A 21,327-nucleotide genomic window follows, 5' to 3' on the forward strand; every position below is an offset into this window, starting at 1 on the left:
CCATCAATACCGTGGCAGACCCAGCCCACCGGCACGGCCGCCTTTGTTGGCGGCTTGCAGCCTGCTTGCCTGCCAGCCATCCCGACCGGCGCGCCGTGAAACACGGCAAGCACACGAAACGGGCGAAGCAAAAAAAAATGGGCGCAATGCCCATCATTCGCCCACCCTTTTACAGGATGACTTTTGAATAGACTTGGATTATACGCTGTCGCGATGCAAAAGGCAAAGGCGCCGGGACTTGGCTTGCCAGGGGCGCGGCTTTGGCCGCGCATTTCCTTGCGTGACCAGTCCCGCGCGCACTGCCTTCCGTCGCTTTAGCGATTGCCGTCGCGGCCACCGCCGCCGCGAGGACGGCGATTGCCACTGGGCTTGCCAGCCTGCGGCATCACATTGCCGTTGGCTTCACCACCGCCGCGACGCTGGGAACGGCCTTGGCCGCCACCCATGCCACCCATGCCACCCATACCGCCCATCGGGCCCATGGGTCCGTTCGTGCCTCGGCTGCCCCGACCACCGCCGCGCCCCGGACCACCAGGACCACGCGGGGAACCCGCCGCGCCACCACCAAACTTCGTGGTATGCGAGGTGAGCAGCGTCGGGCCGCCGATATAACCCATCGAGGTCTGCATCGGATCGGGCTGACCGCGGCCTGCGCCACTACCGCGCGGGCCATTATTCCTGTTGACGCGCGGCAGGCCATCCATGCCGGTCGGCATCGGCATGCCGGCAATGGCTGCCTCGGTGCGCTGCTGGCGACCGCCCACCTTTGTGCCACCTCTGGGGCCGCCATCACCCTTGCCGGGCGCCTTCAAGCCGATGGACGCCATCAGCGCGCGCACGTCATCCGCGGCGAGTTCTTGCCAGCGGCCGCGCTTAAGGCCGCGGGGCAGCAGGAACTGACCGTACCGGGTGCGAATCAGGCGCGACACGGTCAGGCCAACGGCCTCGAACATGCGGCGCACTTCGCGATTGCGGCCTTCGGTCAGCGCGACGTGATACCAGTGGTTGATGCCCTCGCCACCGCCATCGGCGATACGCAGGAAATTGGCTTCACCATCGTCAAGCTTGATGCCGTGCAGCAGGCGCTGGCGATCCGCCTCCGCCAGTTCGCCCAGCGTGCGGACCGCATACTCGCGCTCCACGCCATAGCGCGGATGCATGAACTTGTTGGCGATATCGCCCGAGGAGGTAAAGATCAGCAGCCCTTCGGTGTTGAAGTCCAGGCGGCCCACGGCCACCCATTTCCCTGCCTTGATGCGCGGCAGGCTATCGAACACGGTCGGACGGCCTTCTGGATCCGACTGGCTGACGATCTCGCCCGCCGGCTTGTGGTAAAGCAGCACGCGCGGCGGCTTGGTCGACACACGGCGATGGATCAGCTTGCCGTTGACGCGGACCTGGTCGGCCGGCAGGATGCGTTGTCCAATATGGGCCGGCAGGCCATTGACAGAAACACGCCCCTGCAGGATCAGTTCCTCCATCTCGCGGCGCGAACCCAGGCCGCCCTCAGCGAGCACTTTGTGCAGCTTGGGCGCATCGTCATCGGCCGAGAGCTCTCGCACCGGCTTTACCTTGGCGCGCGCACCGCTGGTATCTTCCTGGTCGTACTGGCCGGAGATGACAAAACGGAACAGGTCTTCGCCACTCGCGGCCGCAGCTGCGGGTGCCTTCTCGGGCACACCCGGAGCCTGGCGCTGCGCGCCGCCCCTGCCTTTGTTTCCCTTGCCTGCCTGACGCGGACCACCCTGCTGCCCCTCGGCACTGCCGCGCCTGGCCGCGCCCTGCGGCTGCTGGCCTTGCTGCGGTTTGCGCTTGCGCGCTCCGTTGGGGTTGGCGCGGGCACCGTCGCGCTGGCGCTCGCCAGTGGCTTCGCTCGCGCCTTCGGCAGTGTCGCCGCTGAACGCGCGGCGGCCTCGCGGCGCCGGGCGTTCGCCCTGCTGCTCACCGGCCTGCACGGACTCGCCTTCGGCGGGCTTGCGCTTGCCGCGCGTACGCCCCTTTCTCACGCCATCACCACGCCCGGCTTGCGCGTCCGGTGCGGCTCCCGCGTCCGGACCGCCAGCGGAGGCAAGTGCATCGCCTTCCGCGGCACGCCCGCCGTCGCGGTCCTGCGTAGCCTGGCGGCGCGTGGCCACCAGATTGCGCAGGCCACGGCGCAGGCCCTTGCGGCGCGGCGCGCCTTCGGCGCCATTGCCGGCATCGCCGGCCGGCGTATCCGCCTGGCGGACGTCTTGATCAACAGAATCGGACAAGGTATTCACATTCGGATGTTGCATGGTGTTCAGTTGGACACGCGCTCGTCGTGCTCGCTGGGGTGCGCCGGATTCGTCTTGGACGCCCCCGGGACTTCGGACTCCTGCTCGCCGGAGGCCACTTGCTTGTGGTAACCGTTGGCGGGCGCTTCCGTTTGCTCATTTGCTTCGCCGTCATCGACGGCATCCTCCACGGCCGTGCCGTCAAGCCGCGCCCCCATGGGCTCGGCGGACACCAGTTCGCTCTCCGGCTCATCATCCGGGTCGGACACCGCGGGTACTTCTGCCTCGGGCACGGCTTGCGCCTGCACCGAGGCTTCCTTCTTTTCAAATGCTTCTACCAGTTCGGCGATGCCATCCGTGGCACCAGCATCGAGGACACCAGGAACGGACCGGGTCAATTCGCCAGCTTCAGACACATCGGCGACGGGCGCGCCAGCGTCGCCCGCAGCCTCCTCGCCGGCCTCGGCTTCACCCCCGCCGGCATCCGCGAACGCTTCTTCGTCGCTTCCGGCCGGCAGAGCAGGCACGGTGCCCAGGGGCTCGAAATCGATGGGCTCCTGGTTCAGCAGCGCGGCTTGCGTCTGCGCCTGGACATCCTCCAGCGGCGGCAACTCGTCTAGCGTGCGCAGGCCAAGATCATCAAGGAAGTGCTTGGTGGTGGCGTACAAGGCCGGCCGGCCCGGCACGTCGCGGTAGCCGATCACCTCGATCCAGCTACGGTCCTCGAGCTTCTTCACGACTTCGGTGCTCACCGCAACACCGCGGATTTCCTCGATATCGCCCCGGGTGACCGGCTGCCGGTAGGCGATGATCGCCAGCGTCTCCATGACCGCGCGGGAATATTTCGGCGGTTTTTCAGGATTCAGTCGGTCCAGGTATTCGCGCATGACGGGACGGCTCTGAAAGCGCCAGCCGCTGGCCAGCGCCACGAGTTCCACGCCGCGCTGCTCCCAGTCGCGGCGCAGCTCTTCCAGCAGCACCCGAATGGTGTCGGCACCGACGTCGTCGGCAAAAAGCCGGCGCAAGTCATTGACGCGCAAGGGTTCCTGCGCACAGATCAGCGCGGTCTCGAGGACGATCTTCGCCTCTTGGGTATTCATGTGATTGCGTGCAGCCTGTCTTTGCACCTGCGCCCCGGACAAACCCGGACGCACTGGAGATTGCGGGTTCAGCGGTTGGAATTGCCACCGCCATCTGACCGCGCAGCCAACCGCAATGCTTGATGCATGCAGTCGTGCGCTTTCTTTTTTGCATCGGGTGCCGGACCTGCCCGGCAGGAGATCGCCCGGCCACCGGCTTTACCTGCCGGTCGACGGAGCCCTTGCGTCGCGCCTTCCCCCTGATGTGGCGGACCTGTCCGGCACGACGTCCGTCGCTCCGGGTGCAAGAAAAATACGGATATCGGGCCTGCTTGGCCTATTTCACCCCGCCCTGCCGTGGCTGGTCTTTTGAACCAAATAATCTTTTGAACCGGACGGCGGATTGGGAACGGTCCCTGGCGGTAATACGTGCTCGAGGGTTCCTGGCATGCATCCCTGAGTGCGAATGCTACCTGACGATGCCACGATGAAATACGCTGCGCGATATCGCTGTTCTTGCGATTGTATGGCATTCCCTGGCAAACCTGCAACCGATTCGCACAGGCATCTGCCCGGCAAAGTGCGCAATGCGCCATGAAGCGGCGTATCAGAAGACCAGACAGAAGCCGTGCGCGGCCAGCGTCTCTGGTAAAAGCAGCGCGCGCGCCACCCCGACCACACCAAAGGCAACCACCGCCAAACCGGCAACGGTACGTACCGCCGGGCGGCGCGACCACTGCCTGAGGTAGCCGGACAGGCCCGAGATAACCAACAGGTTTGGCAAAGTGCCCAGTCCGAACACGGCCATCACCAGCGCCCCCGAAGGGGCGTTCCCGGCCAGCAGCGCCATCGCCAGGGCGCCATAGACCATGCCGCATGGTACCAGCCCCCAGGCCAGCCCCATGCCGTAGCGGCGCAGCAGCCGCCCCTGTGGCAGGCCCATGGGCGCCAGGCGCGCGCCCACGGCGGCAAAAACCCGGAGCAAACCGCCAGCGCCGCGCGCGGCAAACCGCTCCAGCCAGGCAGCCCCCACGACGCGCCCGCGCAACATCCATAAGCCCGACATGACCAGCATCATGCTGCCGATCCCGAACAGCCAGCGCTGCAGCGGCAGGTACTGGGCCTTCCAGACACCGGCGCCCAAGGTACCCAGCAAGGCACCCAACAGCGCATACATGCTCAGCCGCCCGGCGTGCATCACCAGGAGTTCGAGCAGCCAGTGGCCTGGCTGGCGCAGGATGATGGCCGGCACACGGGCCGTGCCGCCCTGCTCGGCGGCAAGCGCAATCCCGCCGCACATGGCCGCGCAATGCACACCGCCTAGCAAAGCCAGGGTAAAAACGCTGAAGAGCACGCCTACGGTCAACTTCTCCTCCCAATCACATCCCCTGGCGCGGTAAAATGCGCCCTACGCGCCCCCGCGACTCCAAGAGGCGCTATCAACATGAAGCCCGGCGCCCGCGCACATCCGCGCAATCGCGAATCATGACGACGGGCACGGCAGGCGGCGCCACGCAGATGGCAGGCCCCGCCAGACCCGCGCCAGGCTAATGTGGATAGCGCTTCCAACCGACAGCTCTCAACGTCAAGCTTTCAACTCAATGCGCCTGCCACACGCGCTTGAGTGATTGCGCTAAACCGACAGGCCCCAATTGCTAACATCCATTCCCATTACCGAGATGTCGCCCCGCTGCTCCACTTGCTCGCTGGGACAGCTCTGCCTGCCCGTCGGCATGTCGCAGCAGGACCTCGAAAAAATGGATTCGCTGGTGCAGGAGCGCGTGCGCGTACGCAAGGGCGAGACCCTGTACCGCCTCGGCGATCCGCTCACCGCCGTCTATGCGATCCGCTTCGGCACGCTCAAAACCCACCTGACGATGGAAGATGGCCGCTCGCAGATCACGGGCTTCCACCTCCCCGGCGAAGTCGTCGGGCTCGACGGCCTTGGCGAAATGCAGCACGCATCCGACGCCACCGCCCTTGAGGATACCGAAGTTTGCGTGGTGCGCTTCGGCGACCTCCAGTCGCTGTCCGGTTCGCTCCCGTCGTTGCAACACCAGTTCATGCGGCTGATGAGCAAGGAAATCTCGCAGGACCAGGTGATGCTGATCACGCTGGGCTCGATGCGCGCCGAAGAGCGCCTTGCCGCCTTCCTGATCAACCTTTCGGAGCGCCTTTCCGCGCGCGGCTATTCGGCCTCCGAGTTCGTCCTGCGCATGAGCCGCGAGGAGATCGGCAGCTACCTCGGGCTCAAGCTCGAAACCGTCAGCCGCCTGTTCTCCCGTTTTGCGGAAGCCGGGCTGATCCAGATCCGCCAGCGGCACGTCAAGCTGGTCGACATGACAGGCATCAAGCAGATCATCAACAAGTCCTGCTAGTCCGGCAGGCATCGACCGGCCGCGCGGAGCTTCCCGGCTCCGGCGGCATTGGCGGCCGCCTTGCCTTCCTTGCGTTGTGCCAATGCCACGCCGCGCCGGCCTGGCCACGGCACCCCTGCTCCGCCGCCCCCTGCCCCGCAGCGCGAAGACGCGCATCGCGCTCACTCCAGTTCGTCTGTCTCCGCCAGCCGCGTGGGCATGGTGTAAAGCGTCAGGCCACTCGACAGCGAACAGAGCACCCACGCTATCAGGAAGCTCACTGTGTAAACCGCCTCCCGCGACGCCTCGACCGGCTGTCCGAAGAAGCGCAGATCGCCGGGATCGACCACCGAAAACACCAGAGCGGTCGTCAGCCCGGCTACCAGGAAGCCGGGCCATAGCACCCACATCAGCCAGCGCAGTCTCATGGTCACCTCGCCTGCGCCGTGGCCGGCGCAGCTTGCCGCCCGATACCGCTACCCGCCTTCTCGACCACCAGCCCGTGCCGCGATACGCCATCGACAACGGGCGGGTCCGGGTGCGTCATAGCCAGCCAGATCGTGACCCCGCAGGCCACCATCGCCAGCAAGGGCCCGCTCATCAGCAGCCATGGCCAGGGTTCCTTCCACCAGGGATTGCTTTGCTGCATCATCAGGCCTCCTCTAGATTTCTCGGTTCAAAGATTGCGCGGTACGATGAAGCTGGTGCCCTGGCTGATTTCCGCGCCGCCCCCACTGTCATCTCCTGTCGCGGTGACCGTCACCTGGATCTTGTGCGTGCCCCGGCCAGCGGCTTCGATCGGCACGCGCACGCGAATCGGAATCAGGCGGTTTGAGGTGGGCTCGAGATTGCCCGCAGCGTGATCATATTCCACGGCCAGGCCCTTCAGGTCATCACTGTCCGCGCGGATGGCCACATGCATCGGCGCCTCGGTCGTGTTGATCAGTTGCAGGCGATAGACGTTCTCGATCCAGCGCCCCTCCACTTCCCTGCCCAGCGCGCCGCGGTCGCGGATGATATCGACCTTGAGCGGCGTGCGCATGGCCAGCGACACCGTGAAGCCGGCAACCAGGGCCAGCCAGATCACGGAGTACACCACCGTGCGCGGCCGGAACAGACGCTTGCGCGCCTCCGCCTCGGGCAGCACGCTGCGCATGGCGTTCTCCGAGGTGTAGCGGATCAGCCCGCGCGGATACGCCATCTTGTCCATGACCTGGTTGCAGGCGTCGATGCAGGCGCCGCAACCTATGCAGTCGTACTGCAGGCCGTCGCGAATATCGATGCCGGTGGGACAGACCTGCACGCAGATGCTGCAGTTCACGCAATCGCCCAGGCCGGCGGCCTGGTGGTCCACCTTGCGCGAGCGGCTGCCGCGCGGCTCGCCGCGGCCCACGTCATACGTCACCACATACGTGTCGCGATCGACCATCACGCTCTGGAAGCGTGCATAAGGACACATGTACTTGCACACCTGCTCGCGCATGAAGCCGGCGTTGCCCCAGGTGGCGAAGGCGTAGAACAGCATCCAGAACGTTTGCCACGGCCCCAGCGACAGGCTGAGCACGTGGCCGCCCAACTCGCGAATGGGCGAGAAGTACCCTACGAAGGTAAAGCCGGTCCACAGCGCGATCACGATCCAGAGTGTGTGCTTGGTGGCCTTGAGCCGCAGCTTGCGCGCGCTCCACGGATCGCCATCCAGGCGGATGCGGGCAAAGCGATCGCCTTCCACATGCCGCTCGATCCACATGAAGATCTCGGTGTACACCGTCTGCGGACAGGCATAGCCGCAGAACAGGCGACCCGCGATCGCCGTGAACAGGAACAGCGAGAGCGCGGAAATCACCAGCAGCACGGACAGGTAGATCACATCCTGCGGCCAGAGCACCAGGCCGAAGATGTAGAACTTGCGCGCGCCGAGATCGAACAGCATGGCCTGGCGGCCGTTCCATTGCAGCCAGGGCATGCCATAGAAGAACAGCTGGGTCAGGACCACCATCCAGACCCGCCAGCTCGAAAACGCACCTGTGACCGAGCGCGGATAGATCTTGCGGCGGACTTCGTACAGGGTTTCATCCGAGGTTTCCCCATCGCCCGTGGCGGATGCGGGCTCGCGAAGAGGCCCCCAGGCGGCTCCGTGCTTTCTCAGCGGTTCCGGTTCCGGGGCATTCATGGGCGATCACCCCCAGCGGCACGCAGGCTCCACATGCAGGCGTCGCGGTTCATTGCCCGCTCCCCGAGGGGGCCGCCCCATTGTTCGACAGTCCCCAGACATAGGCCGTCAGCATGCGGATGCGCTCCGGCGTCAGGATTTCCTCGTGTGCCGGCATGTGGTTGTTGTGACCCTTCAGGATGGCATCGACGATGTTTGCCTCCGAACTGCCGTACAGCCAGACCTTGTCCGACAGGTTGGGCGCACCGAGCGCCTGGTTGCCCTTGCCGGAAGAACCATGGCAAGCCGCGCACGTGGACTTGAATGTGCTTTCGCCACGCGAGGCGCGAATCGGATCGGAAGACAAGTCTGACAGCGAACGAACGTATTGCGCGACGTCGCCGGCCAGCTTGCCGTCGATAGTCGAAGCGAATGACGGCATCACGCCATTACGGCCCTTGGTAATGGTCTGGGTGATGGTGGCGGGATCGCCGCCATACAGCCAGTCGTTGTCGGTCAGGTTAGGAAAGCCGCGGCTGCCGCGCGCGTCGGAGCCATGGCATTGCGCGCAGTAGTTGAGAAACAGGCGCTGCCCGATCTCGCGCGCAGCCGGATCCGCGGCCACCTGCTTGACGTCCATTTGCATGTACTTGCCATAGACATCGCTCTGCACCTGCTCAGCCGCCTTGCGATGCGCCTCCAGCTCGACCCGGCTGGAGGTCTTGAGCACGCCGGCGTAGGAACCCAGGCCGGGGTACAGCACCAGGTAGACCAGCCCGAAGAGGCAAGCCAGCAGGAACATCCACATCCACCAGCGTGGCAGCGGATTGTTCAGCTCGCGCAGGTCGCCGTCCCACACGTGGCCGGTGTCTTCGGTAGCGCCGGCCACCTTGACCACCTTGCGTTGGGAGAACAGCAGCCATATGCACCAGACGATGCCTACCAGCGCGATGGCGGCAATGTAGTAACTCCAGAAATCCGTGAAGAAGTCGCTCATGACTCAGTGTTCCTGCTTGGTGTTGTTTGCGCCGCCGGCACGATGGCGGCCGTCGTGGTTCGCGGCCAGCGGCTCGTCGGGCAAGGCGAATGGCAGCATGGCCGACTCCTGGTTGGCTGCCTTGCGGCCGGACGACCAGGCCCACCAGCAGATCGCGAGAAACGCCACCATCGAGATCACGGTGGAAAACGCAGTGATCATTGCCATGGCTTACTCCTTGGCCGGCGCGGCTGCGGGCTGAGCCGCGGCTGCGGTGTCCACACGCACATTGCGCTTGCTGATGCCAAGCTCCTGCAGGTAGGCGACCATCGCGTCCTCTTCGGTCTTGCCTGCCAGCGTGGCGGGCGCCTGTTCGATCTCGGCGTCGGTATAGGGCACACCCAGCCGCCTCAGCGCGCGCATGCGGTCGCGGATATCGTTGGCCTGCAACGGAGCCTTCTCCAGCCACGGGTAGGACGGCATCACCGACTCGGGTACCACGTCGCGCGGATTGCGCAGGTGGATGCGCTGCCAGTCATCGGAATAGCGGCCGCCCACGCGCGCCAGGTCGGGACCGGTACGCTTGGAGCCCCACAGGAAGGGATGGTCATAGACCGATTCGCCAGCCGTCGAGTAGTGGCCATAGCGTTCGACATCGCCCTGCAGCGTACGCACCTGCTGCGAATGACAGCCCACGCAACCCTCGCGGATATAAATATCGCGGCCCATCAGGCGCAGCGGCGAATACGGCTTGATCCCAGTGTCGGGCTCCGTAGTGGAGTGCTGGAAGAACAGCGGCACAATCTGGACGAGCCCGGCGATGCTGACCACCAAGATGGTGCAGATGATCAGCCAGCCGATGTTCTTCTCCAGGGTCTCGTGCGTAAAGAAGCTTCGTTTTTCAGACATCGTTTCTATCCTGGAATGATCAATGGGCGGAGGCACCAACGCTGGTCGGGATCGGCGCATCCACCGCGGGCTTGCCGATGATGGTCCGCGCCACGTTGTAGGCCATCAGCAACATGCCGGAGAGGAAACACAGGCCACCCAGCAAGCGGATCAGGTAGAACGGATACTTGGCCTTGACCGCTTCCACGAAGGCGTAGGTGAGCGTGCCGTCGGGCTGCGTGGCCCGCCACATCAAACCTTCCATCACGCCTGCGATCCACATCGAGGCGATGTACAGGACCACGCCGATGGTGGCGATCCAGAAGTGCAGTTCGATCAACCGCACGCTGTACATCTCCTTCTCGCCAAACAGACGCGGGATCAGGTAATAGAGCGAGCCGATCGAAATCATCGCGACCCAGCCCAGCGCGCCGGAGTGCACGTGGCCGATGGTCCAGTCCGTGTAGTGCGACAGCGCGTTGACGGTCTTGATCGACATCATCGAGCCCTCGAAGGTCGCCATGCCGTAGAAGGACAGCGCCACCACCAGGAACTTGAGGATGGGATCGGTGCGCAGCTTGTGCCAGGCACCCGACAAAGTCATGATGCCGTTGATCATGCCGCCCCAAGAAGGCGCCAGCAGGATCAGCGAGAACACCATGCCGAGCGATTGCGCCCAGTCGGGCAGCGCGGTGTACTGCAGGTGGTGGGGGCCGGCCCACATATAGGTGAAGTTCAGTGCCCAGAAGTGAACGATCGACAGGCGGTAGGAGTAGATCGGGCGGCCGGCCTGCTTGGGAATGAAGTAATACATCATGCCCAGGAAGCTGGTGGTCAGGAAAAAGCCCACCGCGTTATGGCCGTACCACCACTGCACCATGGCGTCCTGCACGCCGGCATAGGCCGAGTAGGACTTCCACATCGTCACAGGCATCTCGACGTTGTTGACGATATGCAATATGGCGATGGTCAGGATGTAAGCGCCGAAGAACCAGTTGGCCACGTAGATATGGCGGGTCTTGCGCTTCATGATGGTGCCGAAGAACACGATGGCGTAAGCCACCCAGACCAGCGTGATCAGGATGTCGATCGGCCATTCGAGTTCGGCGTATTCCTTCGAGCTGGTGAAGCCCATCGGCAGCGTGATGGCCGCGGCGACGATCACCAGTTGCCAGCCCCAGAACGTGAACGCGGCCAGCGGGCCGCAGAACAGCCGTGCCTGGCAGGTACGCTGCACGATGTAGTAGGAGGTGGCAAACAGTGCGCTGCCGCCAAAGGCGAAAATGACGGCATTGGTATGCAGCGGACGCAGGCGCCCGAAGGACAGCCATGGCGTGTTGAAATTAAGCTCCGGCCAGATCAGCTGTGCTGCAAGCAGCACGCCGACGGCCATACCGACGATCCCCCAGACTACCGTCATGACGGCAAATTGCCGCACGACGCCGTAATTGAAGGTGTCGGCGCGAGAATACGCGGCGGTGACAGCCATTCAGACCCCCAGATTGGATAAATATGAATTGATGTTGTGACTGTAGGAAAACCGCGCTCCGGGCGTCTTGATCTGTATCAAGCGCACGGGAAAGCATGGGAACTAAGGCGCAACGGCGTCTCGCATCCGCACACATGCGCGTCGCGCGTGGGCGAAGACGGCAATTCCTGCCGCGGCACGCGGCGGCGAGAAAGGGGGATCTCCATGTGGGGCGGAGCGCGGCCGCGATGGATTAGGGCTTGTCGTTATCGAGCAGGATGGCCTCGCCGGGCCGGTCGAGGTCGTCATATTGCCCGGCATGCAGCGCCCACCATAGCGCGCCGGCGATCACGGCCACCAGCACCAGGCTCATCGGCACCAGCAGGTAGAGCATGTCCATGTGTCAGTCTCCGGGCTTGCCCGAGCGCAGCAGGCGCCAGGCGTTAGCCACCACCAGCAGCGATGACACCGACATGCCGATGCCCGCCATCCAGGCGGTGACATAGCCGGTCGCCGCCAGCGGGATGGCGATCACGTTGTAGGCAAAGGCCCAGCCGAGGTTCTGGCGCACCACGCGGCGGGTGCGGCGGGCCGTCTCCAGCGCGTTCGCGATCTCGGCCACACGGCCATGGGTCAGCACGGCATCGGCGCCGGCCTGCGCCAGCGGGGCGCCGCTGCCGATGGCGATCGAAACCTGCGCCTGCGCCAGTACCGGCGCATCGTTGATGCCGTCGCCCACCGCCAGCACAACCGCACCGGCACGCTGCAGGTTCGCCACATACTCGCGCTTGCCTTCGGGCGTGACGCCGCCCTCGCGGCGCGCGATCTGGAAATGATCGGCCCACCAGCCGACCGAGGCCGGCGTGTCGCCTGAAACCAGGTGGCAGGTCAAGCCGAGCGCACGCAACGCAGCAAGCAATCGCGCCGACTGCTCGCGTTCAATGTCGGCGAGCACGAACACGGCCTGCGCACCCCTCGCACTGCCCAGCCACACCAGGGTGGCCCCGCTGCGCTCGCTGGCTGCCAGCGCGGTGGAAATGCCTTCACGGTCCGTGCTTGCATTCCTACCCAGCGCCGCCACAAACTCGCGCCGCCCCAGGCGGTAACGCTGCCCGTCCACTTCAGCCTCCAGCCCCTGCCCCGGCACATTGCGCATGGTACTGACGGCGTGCACCCCGTCGGCAAGTCCCTGAGCCTGCGCTGCCTCGACGATGCCCCGCGCGATGGGATGCTCGCCGGAGCGTTCCATGGCCGCGGCCAGTTGCAGGCTGGCATCGGCGCTGGCGTCGCCCAGGGCCAGGATTTCGGTCAGCGCGAAGCGGCCTTGCGTGAGCGTGCCCGTCTTGTCGAGCATCACGTCGGTAACGCCTGCGAGCGTTTCCAGCGCGTGACCGCGCGTCAGCAGCAGCCCGCGGCGCGAAAGTGCCGCCCCGGCGGCGGCCAGCGCGGCGGGCGTAGCCAGCGAGAGCGCGCACGGGCAGCTGACCACCAGCACCGCCACCGTCACCAGCAGCGCGCGTGACGGGTCGATCCAGGCCCACCAGACCACCCCGGCAAGGGCGGCAAGCACCAGCAAGATGCCTACGAACCATCCGGCAACACGGTCGGCCACAGTGGCCAGGCGCGGCTTCTCCGCCAGCGCGCGGTCCAGTACGGCGACGATCTCGGCCAGCCGGGTCGCCGCGCCTACCTTCGACACGCGCAGCTCAAGCGGACTGGTGGTATTGAAGCAGCCCGCCAGCACCGGATCGCCGATACCACGAGGCACCGGACGGCTCTCGCCAGTCAGCATGGATTCGTCCAGCTCACTGGCGCCAGCAACAACGGTGGCATCGGCCGGAACCACCTCGCCAGCCTTGACGCGGATCAGGTCACCTGCGCGCAAGCGCGCCACCGGCACCCGCTCGCCTGCCCCGCCCTCGCCCCGCAGGCGTTCGCACGTGGCCGGCAACTGCCGCGCGAGCATCTCCGCGCCGCTGCGCGATGCCTGGCGCACACGCAGTTCCAGGTATCGCGCCAGCAGCAGGAATGCGACGAACATGGTGACCGAGTCGAAGTAGACCTCCCCGGTGCCGCGCAGCGTGGCCGCCGTACTGGCAAGGAAGCCCGCGCCGACGCCGATCGCCACGGGCACGTCCATGCCCAGGTGGCGCTGCCTCAGGCTGCGCCACGCCCCGGCGAAGATCGGCGAAGCCGAGTACAGCACCACGGGCAAGGTCAGCACCAGGCTGGCCCAGCGCATCAACTGCAACTGGCCGGGATCGATCGTGGCTTCATGGGTGTAGATGGGCCATGCGTACATCATCACCTGCATCATGCCCAGCATGGCTACCGCCATGCGCATCAGCAGGCCACGGCGTGCGTGGCGATCCTGCCGGTCGGAGCGTGAGACCTCGAATGGCCACGCCAGGTAGCCGATGCCGGCCAGTGCCGCGAGCAAGGCGGAAACCGGCTGCTCGGCCGCGCGCCAGCGCACCACCACGCGGCGGGTCGCCACATTGGCGATCACCGATTCCACGCCAGGCAGGCTGCCGAGATGCTGCTCGATCAGCCAGGCACAGGCCGCGCAACGGATATTCTCCGGCGCCAGCGTGATCTCGGCACGGCGTTCGTCGAGCGGGCGCACGAACTGCGTCCGCAATTCCTCGGTGTCATAGGCGGCCCACACGGGCTCGGCCTCGCGCCGCGCCGCCTCGTCGATGGGACGGGCAAAACGGGCCTGGTCGCCATAAAGATGCCCGAACCCGGCGGCGTGCAGGGTCTGCGCCAAGGCCTGGCAGCCGCCGCAGCAGAAGGATTGGTCCTTGCCGCCGATGCTGGCATGCAGGGAGGGCTCGGCGGCTGGAAGCGGCTGTCCGCAGTGAAAGCAGCCTTCCTGCACGACGGCCGCCGGCGCGCCGCTTGCGCGTGCAAGCGGCGAATTGGGCAGATCGGGCAGGGAATAAGCAGGAGAAGGCGGCATCGGGACTCTTTTTTACCAACTGCATGGTAAGAGCCCAGGCTGCAAGCCGCCTTGATACAGATCAAGCGTGCGGCGGGATGGCCGCCTCAGGTCAGCGAGGTGTCGACAGTACGCCGCGGCGCTTCGAGGTATTCGCGCGACTGCATCTCGATGATGCGCGAGACCGTGCGGCTGAACTCATTGGCCATCTGGCCTTCCGTATAAAGCTCATCAGCAGGCACTTCCGCGGAGATCAGCAGCTTTACCTTGTGATCGTAGAAAACGTCGATCAGCCAGGTGAAACGCCGTGCTTCGGAGGACATGCGCGGTGTCATCTTCGGCACATCGGAAAGAACTACCGTGTGGAACTCGGTGGCCAGTTCGAGATAGTCATTCTGCGAGCGCGGGCCGCCGCACAGCGTATTGAAATCGAACCAGACCGCCCCGCCCGCCTTGCGCAGCGCACGCAGTTCGCGATGCTCGATATGCAGGATGGGCGACTCGTCGGCCACACCGGCAATGCTGGTGAATGCGTGGCGGAGAGCCGAACTGGCCTCGGGCCCCAGCGGCGTGTGATAGGCCTCGACCTGTTCTAGCGCACGCTTGCGATAGTCGATGCCGGCATCCACGTTGAGCACGTCGAGCTTTTGTTGCAGCAGTGCGATTGCCGGCAGCACACGGTCACGGTGCAGCCCATCCGGATACAGCAGGTCGGGCCGGTAGTTGGAGGTCATCACGAACTGCACGCCGTTCTCGAACAGCTGCTGCAGCAGGCGGTGCAGGATCATCGCGTCGGCCACATCGCTGACGTGGAATTCGTCGAAGCAGATCAGCCGGAAACGCCGTGCAATCCGCTTGGCCAGTTCGTCCAGCGGGTCCGGGCGGCCGCGCAGTTCTTCCAGCTGGCGGTGGACCTCGCGCATGAATTCGTGGAAGTGCAGTCGTGTCTTGCGCACCACCGGCACACAGGTATAGAAGCTGTCCATCAGGAAGGACTTGCCGCGCCCCACCCCACCCCACAGGTAGACGCCCTTGGGCACATCCGGGTGCACCAGCAGCTTCTTCAGCGTGCTGTTGCGCCGGCTCTTGTACGCCACCCACTCGTCATAGCACTGCTGCAGCCGCTCGACGGCACGCAGTTGCGCCTCATCGGACGTGTAGCCGCGTTGCTTCAGTTCCTGCTCGTAGTACTCACGGACGTTCATGCTGACTGCTTGCGCTGGATGCCGGGAGGCTCCGGCTTGAATGAGGATCGGGGCGCATGACAGGGCAAATAGCCCCGCCGCCCCGAAAGCGAAAACGGCGCGCCGCTGGAGCGGCGCGCCGGTACTCAACAATACGAAGGCTTGTGCCTTACATATTGAGCTGGCGCTTGTCCACGGCGAGTGCGGCTTCGCGCATGACTTCCGACATCGACGGATGTGGATGGCAGGTGCGGCCGATGTCTTCGCTGGCAGCCTTGAACTCCATCGCCACCACGGCTTCGGCGATCAGGTCCGACGCGTTCGCGGCAACCACGTGCACGCCCAGGATTTCATCGGTCTTTGCATCGGCCAGCATCTTGACGAAGCCATCCGAATGACCCATGCCCAGCGCACGGCCGTTGGCCATGAACGGGAACTGGCCGGACTTGTACTCGCGGCCCTCGGCCTTGAGCTGCTGCTCGGTCTTGCCCACCCATGCGATTTCCGGGAAGGTGTAGATCACCCACGGAATGCAGTTGTAGTCGATGTGCGGCTTCTGGCCGGCGATGCGCTCGGCAACCGCCACGCCTTCGTCCTCGGCCTTGTGCGCGAGCATCGGGCCACGCACCACGTCACCGATGGCCCACAGGCCCGGCACCTTGGTGGCGCAGTGGTCGTCCACCTCGATAAAGCCGCGCTGGTCGGCAGCCAGGCCGATGGCGTCCAAACCGAGGTTATCGGTGTTGGGCACGCGGCCGACCGACACGATCAGGCGATCGACTTCCAGGGTCTGGGCAGCGCCGTCCTTGTCGGTGTAGCTGACGGTGACGTTGTCCTTGCCGGTCTTGACTTCATTGACCGTCACGCCCAGGCTGAACTTCAGGCCCTGCTTGGTCAGCAGCTTCTGCGCTTCCTTCGCCACGCCTTCGTCGGCGGCGCCCAGGAACGCCGGCAGCGCTTCCAGCACGGTCACTTCGGCACCCAGGCGGCGCCATACCGAACCCAGCTCGAGGCCGATCACGCCGGCGCCGATCACGCCCAGCTTCTTCGGCACGCCGGAGAACTTGAGCGCGCCTTCGTTATCGCTGACCAGCACGTTGTCCACCGCGATGCCCGGCAGGTGACGCGCCTTGGAGCCCGTGGCGATGATGACTTGCTTGGCGGTCACGACTTCGGCGCCGGCCTTGCCGGCGATCTCGACCTGGAAGCCCTCGGCGGTCTTGCCGGCGAACTTGCCATAGCCCTTGAGCAGCGTGACCTTGTTCTTGCGGAACAGGAACTCGATGCCCTTGGTCATCTTGCCGACGATATCGTCCTTGCGCTTGAGCATCTTGGCCACGTCGACCTTGACGTCGCCAACCGTGATGCCGTGATCGCCCAGGTGATGCTGCACGTTCTCGAATTCTTCCGAGGAGGCCAGCATTGCCTTGGAGGGGATGCAACCCACGTTCAGGCAGGTGCCGCCCAGGCGCGGTTCGTCCTTGGGATCGTCGTAGGCATTGCCTTCGCAGCAGGCCACGTTCAGGCCCAGCTGGCCGGCACGGATGGCGGCGATGTAGCCGCCGGGGCCGGCACCGATGACCAGCACGTCGAATTGTTTGCTCATGGAAATTCCTTTTGCAGCCCGGGCCGGGGCAACATCGCCCGCCAGGCCGCCTTCAACTCTTCGGTCCGTCATGCCCGCCCGCGCCGCGTAGCGGGCATGGCGGGCAAGACCTCAGTCAATGCGGATGATTACAGGTCCAGCAGCAGGCGGGCCGGATCTTCCAGCGCATCCTTCATGGCGACCAGGCCCAGGACGGCTTCGCGGCCGTCGATGATGCGGTGGTCGTAGGACATGGCGAGGTAGTTCATCGGACGGATCACGATCTGGCCGTCTTCCACCACCGCGCGGTCCTTGGTGGCGTGCACGCCCAGGATGGCCGACTGCGGCGGGTTGATGATCGGGGTAGACAGCATCGAACCGAAGGTGCCGCCGTTGGAGATCGAGAACGTGCCGCCAGTCAGCTCTTCCAGCGACAGCTTGCCGTCACGGGCCTTCACGCCGAATTCAGCGATCTTCTTCTCGATGTCCGCCAGGCTCATCTGGTCTGCGTTGCGCAGGATGGGCACCACCAGGCCGCGCGGCGAGCCCACCGCGATACCGATGTCGAAATAGCCGTGGTAGACGATGTCATTGCCGTCAATCGAAGCGTTGATCAGCGGGAACTTCTTCAGCGCGTGCACCGCGGCCTTGACGAAGAAGGACATGAAGCCCAGCTTGACGCCGTGTTCCTTCTCGAAGCGGTCCTTGTATTTGGCGCGCAGGTCCATCACCGGCTTCATGTTCACTTCATTGAAGGTGGTGAGGATGGCGTTGGTGGATTGCGATTGCAGCAGGCGCTCGGCGATACGGGCGCGCAGGCGGCTCATCGGCACGCGCTCTTCCGGACGGTCGCCCAGCGCGGCGAAGTCCACCGGGGCGGAAACCTGCTGCAGCGCCGGCTTGGCGGCAGCCGGAGCCGGAGCAGCCTTGGCGGCAGGCGCGGCGGCCGGAGCCGCGGTCGCGGCCAGCACGTCGCCCTTGGTGATGCGGCCATCCTTGCCCGTGCCAGCGACCTGGCCGGCCGACAGGCCACCTTCGGCCATCAGCTTGGCTGCCGAAGGCATGGCAACGGCGCCGGCTGCGGCGGGCGCAGCGGCGGCCGGGGCGGCAGCAGCGGCGGGTGCCGGGGCGGCAGCAGCCGGAGCGACGGCGCCTGCGGTGGCTTCGGTGTCGATCTTGGCGATCACTTCGTCGGCGACCACGGTGTCGCCATCGTTGCGGATGATCTGCGACAGCACGCCGGCCGACGGGGCGGGCACTTCGAGCACGACTTTGTCGGTTTCGATTTCAATCAGGATTTCGTCTTGGGCAACGGCTTCGCCCGGCTTCTTCTTCCAGTTCAGCATGGTTGCTTCGGCAACCGATTCAGAAAGTTGCGGAACCTTGACGTCAACAATAGCCATGGTTGGTATTTCCTTGATGTATTCGTATGTGCTTCAGGCAGCGGCAAAAAACATGGCGGTGCGCGCTCTTCGCGCGCGCCGCCATGCCGGCCACGATCATTTGGTCAGGACAAAGCCCTTGAGCTTGGCGAAGGCCGCTTCGAGCAGCGCCTTCTGTTGCTCATTGTGCTTGGCGTAGTAGCCCACCGCCGGCGATGCCGAGGCGGGACGACCCGCGTAACCGAGCTTCTGGCCTTCCGCCATGTTTTCCATGATGAAGTGCTGGACGAAGAACCAGGCACCCTGGTTCTGCGGCTCATCCTGGCACCACACGATTTCATTGGCGTTCGGGTACTTCTTCAGCTCGGCTGCCACTGCCTTGTGCGGGAACGGATACAGCTGTTCCAGGCGGATGACGGCGGCGTCGCTGGCACCGCGTTCCTTGCGGGTATTGACCAGGTCGTAGTAGACCTTGCCCGAGCACATGATCACGCGCTTGACCTTGCTGGCGTTCAGTTCTTCGTGATCGGGAATGACCGTCTCGAAGTGGCCCTTGGCCAGGTCGGACAGCGGCGAGACCGCATCCTTGTTACGCAGCAGCGACTTCGGCGTCATGATCACCAGCGGCTTGCGGAACAGACGGATCATCTGGCGGCGCAGCAGGTGGAAGATCTGGGCCGGCGTGGTCGGCTGGCAGACCTGCATGTTGTGGTCCGCGCACAGCTGCAGGAAGCGCTCGATGCGCGCCGAGCTGTGTTCCGGACCCTGGCCTTCATAGCCGTGCGGCAGCATCAGGGTCAGGCCCGAGGCGCGGCCCCACTTCACTTCGCCGGAGGAGATGAACTGGTCGATCACCACCTGGGCGCCGTTGACGAAGTCGCCGAACTGGGCTTCCCAGATCACCAGCGCGTTTGGCTCGGCAGTGGAGAAGCCATATTCGAAGCCGAGCACGGCCTCTTCCGACAGCACCGAGTCGATCACCGTGAACGGTGCCTGGTTTTCCGACACGTTCTGCAGCGGCACGTAGCTGCCGGCATCCCAGCGCTCGCGGTTCTGGTCATGCAGGACCGAGTGACGGTGCGTGAACGTACCGCGGCCTGCATCCTGGCCGGTGATGCGCACCGGGTAGCCCGAAGCCACCAGCGACGCGAAGGCCAGGTGCTCGCCCATGCCCCAGTCCAGCGCCTGGTCGCCGCGGCCCATGTTGGCGCGATCCTTGACGACCTTCTCGACCAGCGGGTGCAGCTTGAGGTGCTCGGGGATGGCGGTAATGCGTTCGGCCAGGCGCTTGAGCTCGGTCACCGGCACGGCGGTGTCGGCGGCGTCGGTCCACTTGCGGTTCAGGAACGGCATCCAGTCCACGGCGAACTTGTTCTTGAAGTTCGACAGGACGGGGTCGACCGTGTGCTTGCCCGCATCCATGGCAGCGCGGTATTCCTTGACCAGCTGATCGCCGAAGTCAGCGGGCACCAGGTTTTGCGCAGCCAGCTTGTCAGCGTACAGCTTGCGCGTGCCCGGGTGCTGGGCGATCTTCTTGTACATCAGCGGCTGGGTAACGGCCGGGGTGTCCTGCTCGTTGTGGCCCAGCTTGCGGAAGCAGATGATGTCGACCACGACATCCTTCTTGAATTCCATGCGGAATTCCACCGCCAGCTGCATGGCGAACACCACGGCTTCGGCATCGTCGCCGTTCACGTGCAGCACCGGTGCCTCGATCATCTTGACGACGTCGGTGCAATACAGCGTGGAGCGCGAGTCGCGCGGGTCCGAGGTGGTGAAGCCGATCTGGTTGTTGATCACGATGTGCATCGTGCCGCCCGTGCCGTAGCCGCGGGTCTGTGCCAGGTTCAGCGTTTCCATCACCACGCCCTGGCCTGCGAAGGCCGCGTCGCCGTGCACTTGCACCGGCAGCACTTCCGCATGGCCTGCGGGTTCGCCGCGGCGTTCCTGGCGGGCCTTGACCGAGCCTTCCACGACCGGGTTGACGATTTCCAGGTGGGAAGGATTGAAGGCGAGCGACAGGTGGATCGGGCCGCCTTCGGTGGAGACGTCGCTGGAGAAGCCCTTGTGGTACTTCACGTCGCCGGCCGGCAGGTCGTCGACGTGCTTGCCCTCGAATTCGGCGAACAGGTCAGCCGGCATCTTGCCCAGCGTATTGACCAGCACGTTCAGGCGGCCGCGGTGGGCCATGCCGATGACGATTTCCTGCACGCCCTTGCTGCCGCTGTGCTGGATCAGTTCGTCCATGGCGGCGATGAAGCTTTCACCGCCTTCGAGCGAGAAGCGCTTCTGGCCGACGTACTTGGTGTGGAGGAAACGCTCCAGGCCTTCGGCCGCGGTGAGGCGGTCGAGGATATGCTTTTTCTTCTCGAGCGTGAACACCGGCTTGGAACGCGTGGTTTCCAGGCGCTCTTGCCACCAGCGCTTTTGCGCTTGGTCGCTGATGTACATGAACTCGGCGCCGATGCTGCTGCAATAGGTTTCGCGCAGGTTGTTGAGCAGCTCGCGCAGGCTCATCGATTCCTTGCCGAAATACGTATTGCTGGCGTTGAAGACGATATCGAGATCGCTTTCCGAGAAGCCGTAGAAGGCCGGATCGAGATCTGGCAGGGGCGGACGTTCCTGGCGCTTGAGCGGATCCAGGTCGGCCCAGTGCGAACCGATGTTGCGGTAAGCGGCGATCAGCTGCGTGGCAGCGACGCGCTTGCGCCCCATATCGGAGTCGGCCGATGCAACGATGGTTTTGATCGGACCCGCCTTGGCTCGCTCGGCGAACGAGGCGACGATGGGAGCGTGGGGGATGTCGCGGGCGTTGGAGCCATCGACGGCCGGCACGTTCTGCATCGCATCGAAATACGCGCGCCAGTTATCGGGAACCGAGGTGGGATTCTGGAGGTAGGCCTCGTACAGTTCTTCTACATAGGGGGCATTGCCGCCGAAGAGGTACGAATTGCTCTGATACTGCTGCATCATGGGGCGCTCACTATTATCCGGGAATGCCGGAATAAAGCGGGTTTATCAACCTTCCGCGACACGGCTTGACCGGTTAGCGGATTGCAAACA

General features: G+C 64.8%; 17 protein-coding genes. 1 reads left to right on the forward strand and 16 read right to left on the reverse strand.

Annotated elements, in window-relative coordinates; genetic code table 11:
* Positions 1-314 precede the first annotated feature (314 nt).
* The 3 genes from rluB to ACZY0R_RS28960 all read right to left on the reverse strand — a co-directional run bounded on the left by rluB (position 315) and on the right by ACZY0R_RS28960 (position 4,700).
* Complete coding sequence (gene rluB, locus ACZY0R_RS28950; RefSeq protein WP_488863239.1) at positions 315-2,276, reverse strand: 23S rRNA pseudouridine(2605) synthase RluB; 1,962 nt, start codon at positions 2,274-2,276, stop codon at positions 315-317.
* A gap of 5 nt (positions 2,277-2,281) precedes the next feature.
* On the reverse strand, positions 2,282-3,355 hold the full coding sequence (gene scpB, locus ACZY0R_RS28955) for an SMC-Scp complex subunit ScpB (RefSeq protein ID WP_488866240.1): 1,074 nt from the start codon (positions 3,353-3,355) through the stop codon (positions 2,282-2,284).
* A 586-nt stretch (positions 3,356-3,941) separates the two neighbouring features.
* Positions 3,942-4,700 (reverse strand): sulfite exporter TauE/SafE family protein, encoded by a 759-nt coding sequence (locus tag ACZY0R_RS28960; RefSeq protein ID WP_488863241.1) that lies wholly within the window; start codon positions 4,698-4,700, stop codon positions 3,942-3,944.
* 286 nt (positions 4,701-4,986) lie between these two features.
* Here ACZY0R_RS28960 and fnr point away from each other — a divergent pair, with 286 nt between their 5' ends.
* Positions 4,987-5,712 (forward strand): fumarate/nitrate reduction transcriptional regulator Fnr, encoded by a 726-nt coding sequence (gene fnr / locus ACZY0R_RS28965; RefSeq protein ID WP_488863243.1) that lies wholly within the window; start codon positions 4,987-4,989, stop codon positions 5,710-5,712.
* Between the two features lie 161 nt (positions 5,713-5,873).
* Here the strand turns inward: fnr and ACZY0R_RS28970 are convergent, their stop codons facing one another.
* From ACZY0R_RS28970 to ACZY0R_RS29030, 13 genes are all read right to left on the reverse strand, one after another.
* On the reverse strand, positions 5,874-6,119 hold the full coding sequence (locus ACZY0R_RS28970) for a hypothetical protein (protein ID WP_045239396.1): 246 nt from the start codon (positions 6,117-6,119) through the stop codon (positions 5,874-5,876).
* Between the two features lie 2 nt (positions 6,120-6,121).
* Positions 6,122-6,343 (reverse strand): FixH family protein, encoded by a 222-nt coding sequence (locus tag ACZY0R_RS28975; RefSeq protein ID WP_488863245.1) that lies wholly within the window; start codon positions 6,341-6,343, stop codon positions 6,122-6,124.
* Between the two features lie 24 nt (positions 6,344-6,367).
* Positions 6,368-7,861 carry a cytochrome c oxidase accessory protein CcoG gene (gene ccoG, locus ACZY0R_RS28980; RefSeq protein WP_488863247.1) on the reverse strand — a complete coding sequence of 498 codons (1,494 nt, stop codon included), beginning with the start codon at positions 7,859-7,861 and terminating at the stop codon, positions 6,368-6,370.
* A 49-nt stretch (positions 7,862-7,910) separates the two neighbouring features.
* A complete protein-coding gene (gene ccoP, locus ACZY0R_RS28985; protein ID WP_488863249.1) occupies positions 7,911-8,837 on the reverse strand; it encodes a cytochrome-c oxidase, cbb3-type subunit III in 927 nt (308 codons plus the stop codon).
* A 3-nt stretch (positions 8,838-8,840) separates the two neighbouring features.
* Positions 8,841-9,044 (reverse strand): cbb3-type cytochrome oxidase subunit 3, encoded by a 204-nt coding sequence (locus ACZY0R_RS28990; protein ID WP_035867847.1) that lies wholly within the window; start codon positions 9,042-9,044, stop codon positions 8,841-8,843.
* A 3-nt stretch (positions 9,045-9,047) separates the two neighbouring features.
* Entirely contained in the window at positions 9,048-9,725 is a 678-nt protein-coding gene (gene ccoO / locus ACZY0R_RS28995) for a cytochrome-c oxidase, cbb3-type subunit II (protein ID WP_045239400.1), read from the reverse strand.
* 19 nt (positions 9,726-9,744) lie between these two features.
* Positions 9,745-11,193, reverse strand: a complete 1,449-nt coding sequence (ccoN, locus tag ACZY0R_RS29000; protein ID WP_035867843.1) for a cytochrome-c oxidase, cbb3-type subunit I — start codon at positions 11,191-11,193, stop codon at positions 9,745-9,747.
* 232 nt (positions 11,194-11,425) lie between these two features.
* Positions 11,426-11,572, reverse strand: coding sequence for a cbb3-type cytochrome oxidase assembly protein CcoS (gene ccoS / locus ACZY0R_RS29005; RefSeq protein WP_006162067.1), 147 nt, complete (start codon positions 11,570-11,572; stop codon positions 11,426-11,428).
* A gap of 3 nt (positions 11,573-11,575) precedes the next feature.
* Positions 11,576-14,134, reverse strand: coding sequence for a heavy metal translocating P-type ATPase (locus ACZY0R_RS29010; RefSeq protein WP_488863254.1), 2,559 nt, complete (start codon positions 14,132-14,134; stop codon positions 11,576-11,578).
* Positions 14,135-14,220: 86 nt separating this feature from the next.
* Positions 14,221-15,318, reverse strand: coding sequence for a cell division protein ZapE (gene zapE / locus ACZY0R_RS29015; RefSeq protein ID WP_488863256.1), 1,098 nt, complete (start codon positions 15,316-15,318; stop codon positions 14,221-14,223).
* 148 nt (positions 15,319-15,466) lie between these two features.
* The gene (lpdA, locus tag ACZY0R_RS29020) at positions 15,467-16,903 is read right to left on the reverse strand and encodes a dihydrolipoyl dehydrogenase (RefSeq protein WP_488863258.1); all 1,437 of its coding nucleotides are present in this window, start codon (positions 16,901-16,903) and stop codon (positions 15,467-15,469) included.
* Between the two features lie 128 nt (positions 16,904-17,031).
* On the reverse strand, positions 17,032-18,285 hold the full coding sequence (gene odhB, locus ACZY0R_RS29025) for a 2-oxoglutarate dehydrogenase complex dihydrolipoyllysine-residue succinyltransferase (RefSeq protein WP_488863260.1): 1,254 nt from the start codon (positions 18,283-18,285) through the stop codon (positions 17,032-17,034).
* 96 nt (positions 18,286-18,381) lie between these two features.
* Positions 18,382-21,237 (reverse strand): 2-oxoglutarate dehydrogenase E1 component, encoded by a 2,856-nt coding sequence (locus tag ACZY0R_RS29030; protein WP_488863262.1) that lies wholly within the window; start codon positions 21,235-21,237, stop codon positions 18,382-18,384.
* Positions 21,238-21,327 lie beyond the last annotated feature (90 nt).

The sequence above is a fragment of the Cupriavidus sp. F041 genome, assembly GCF_057814235.1.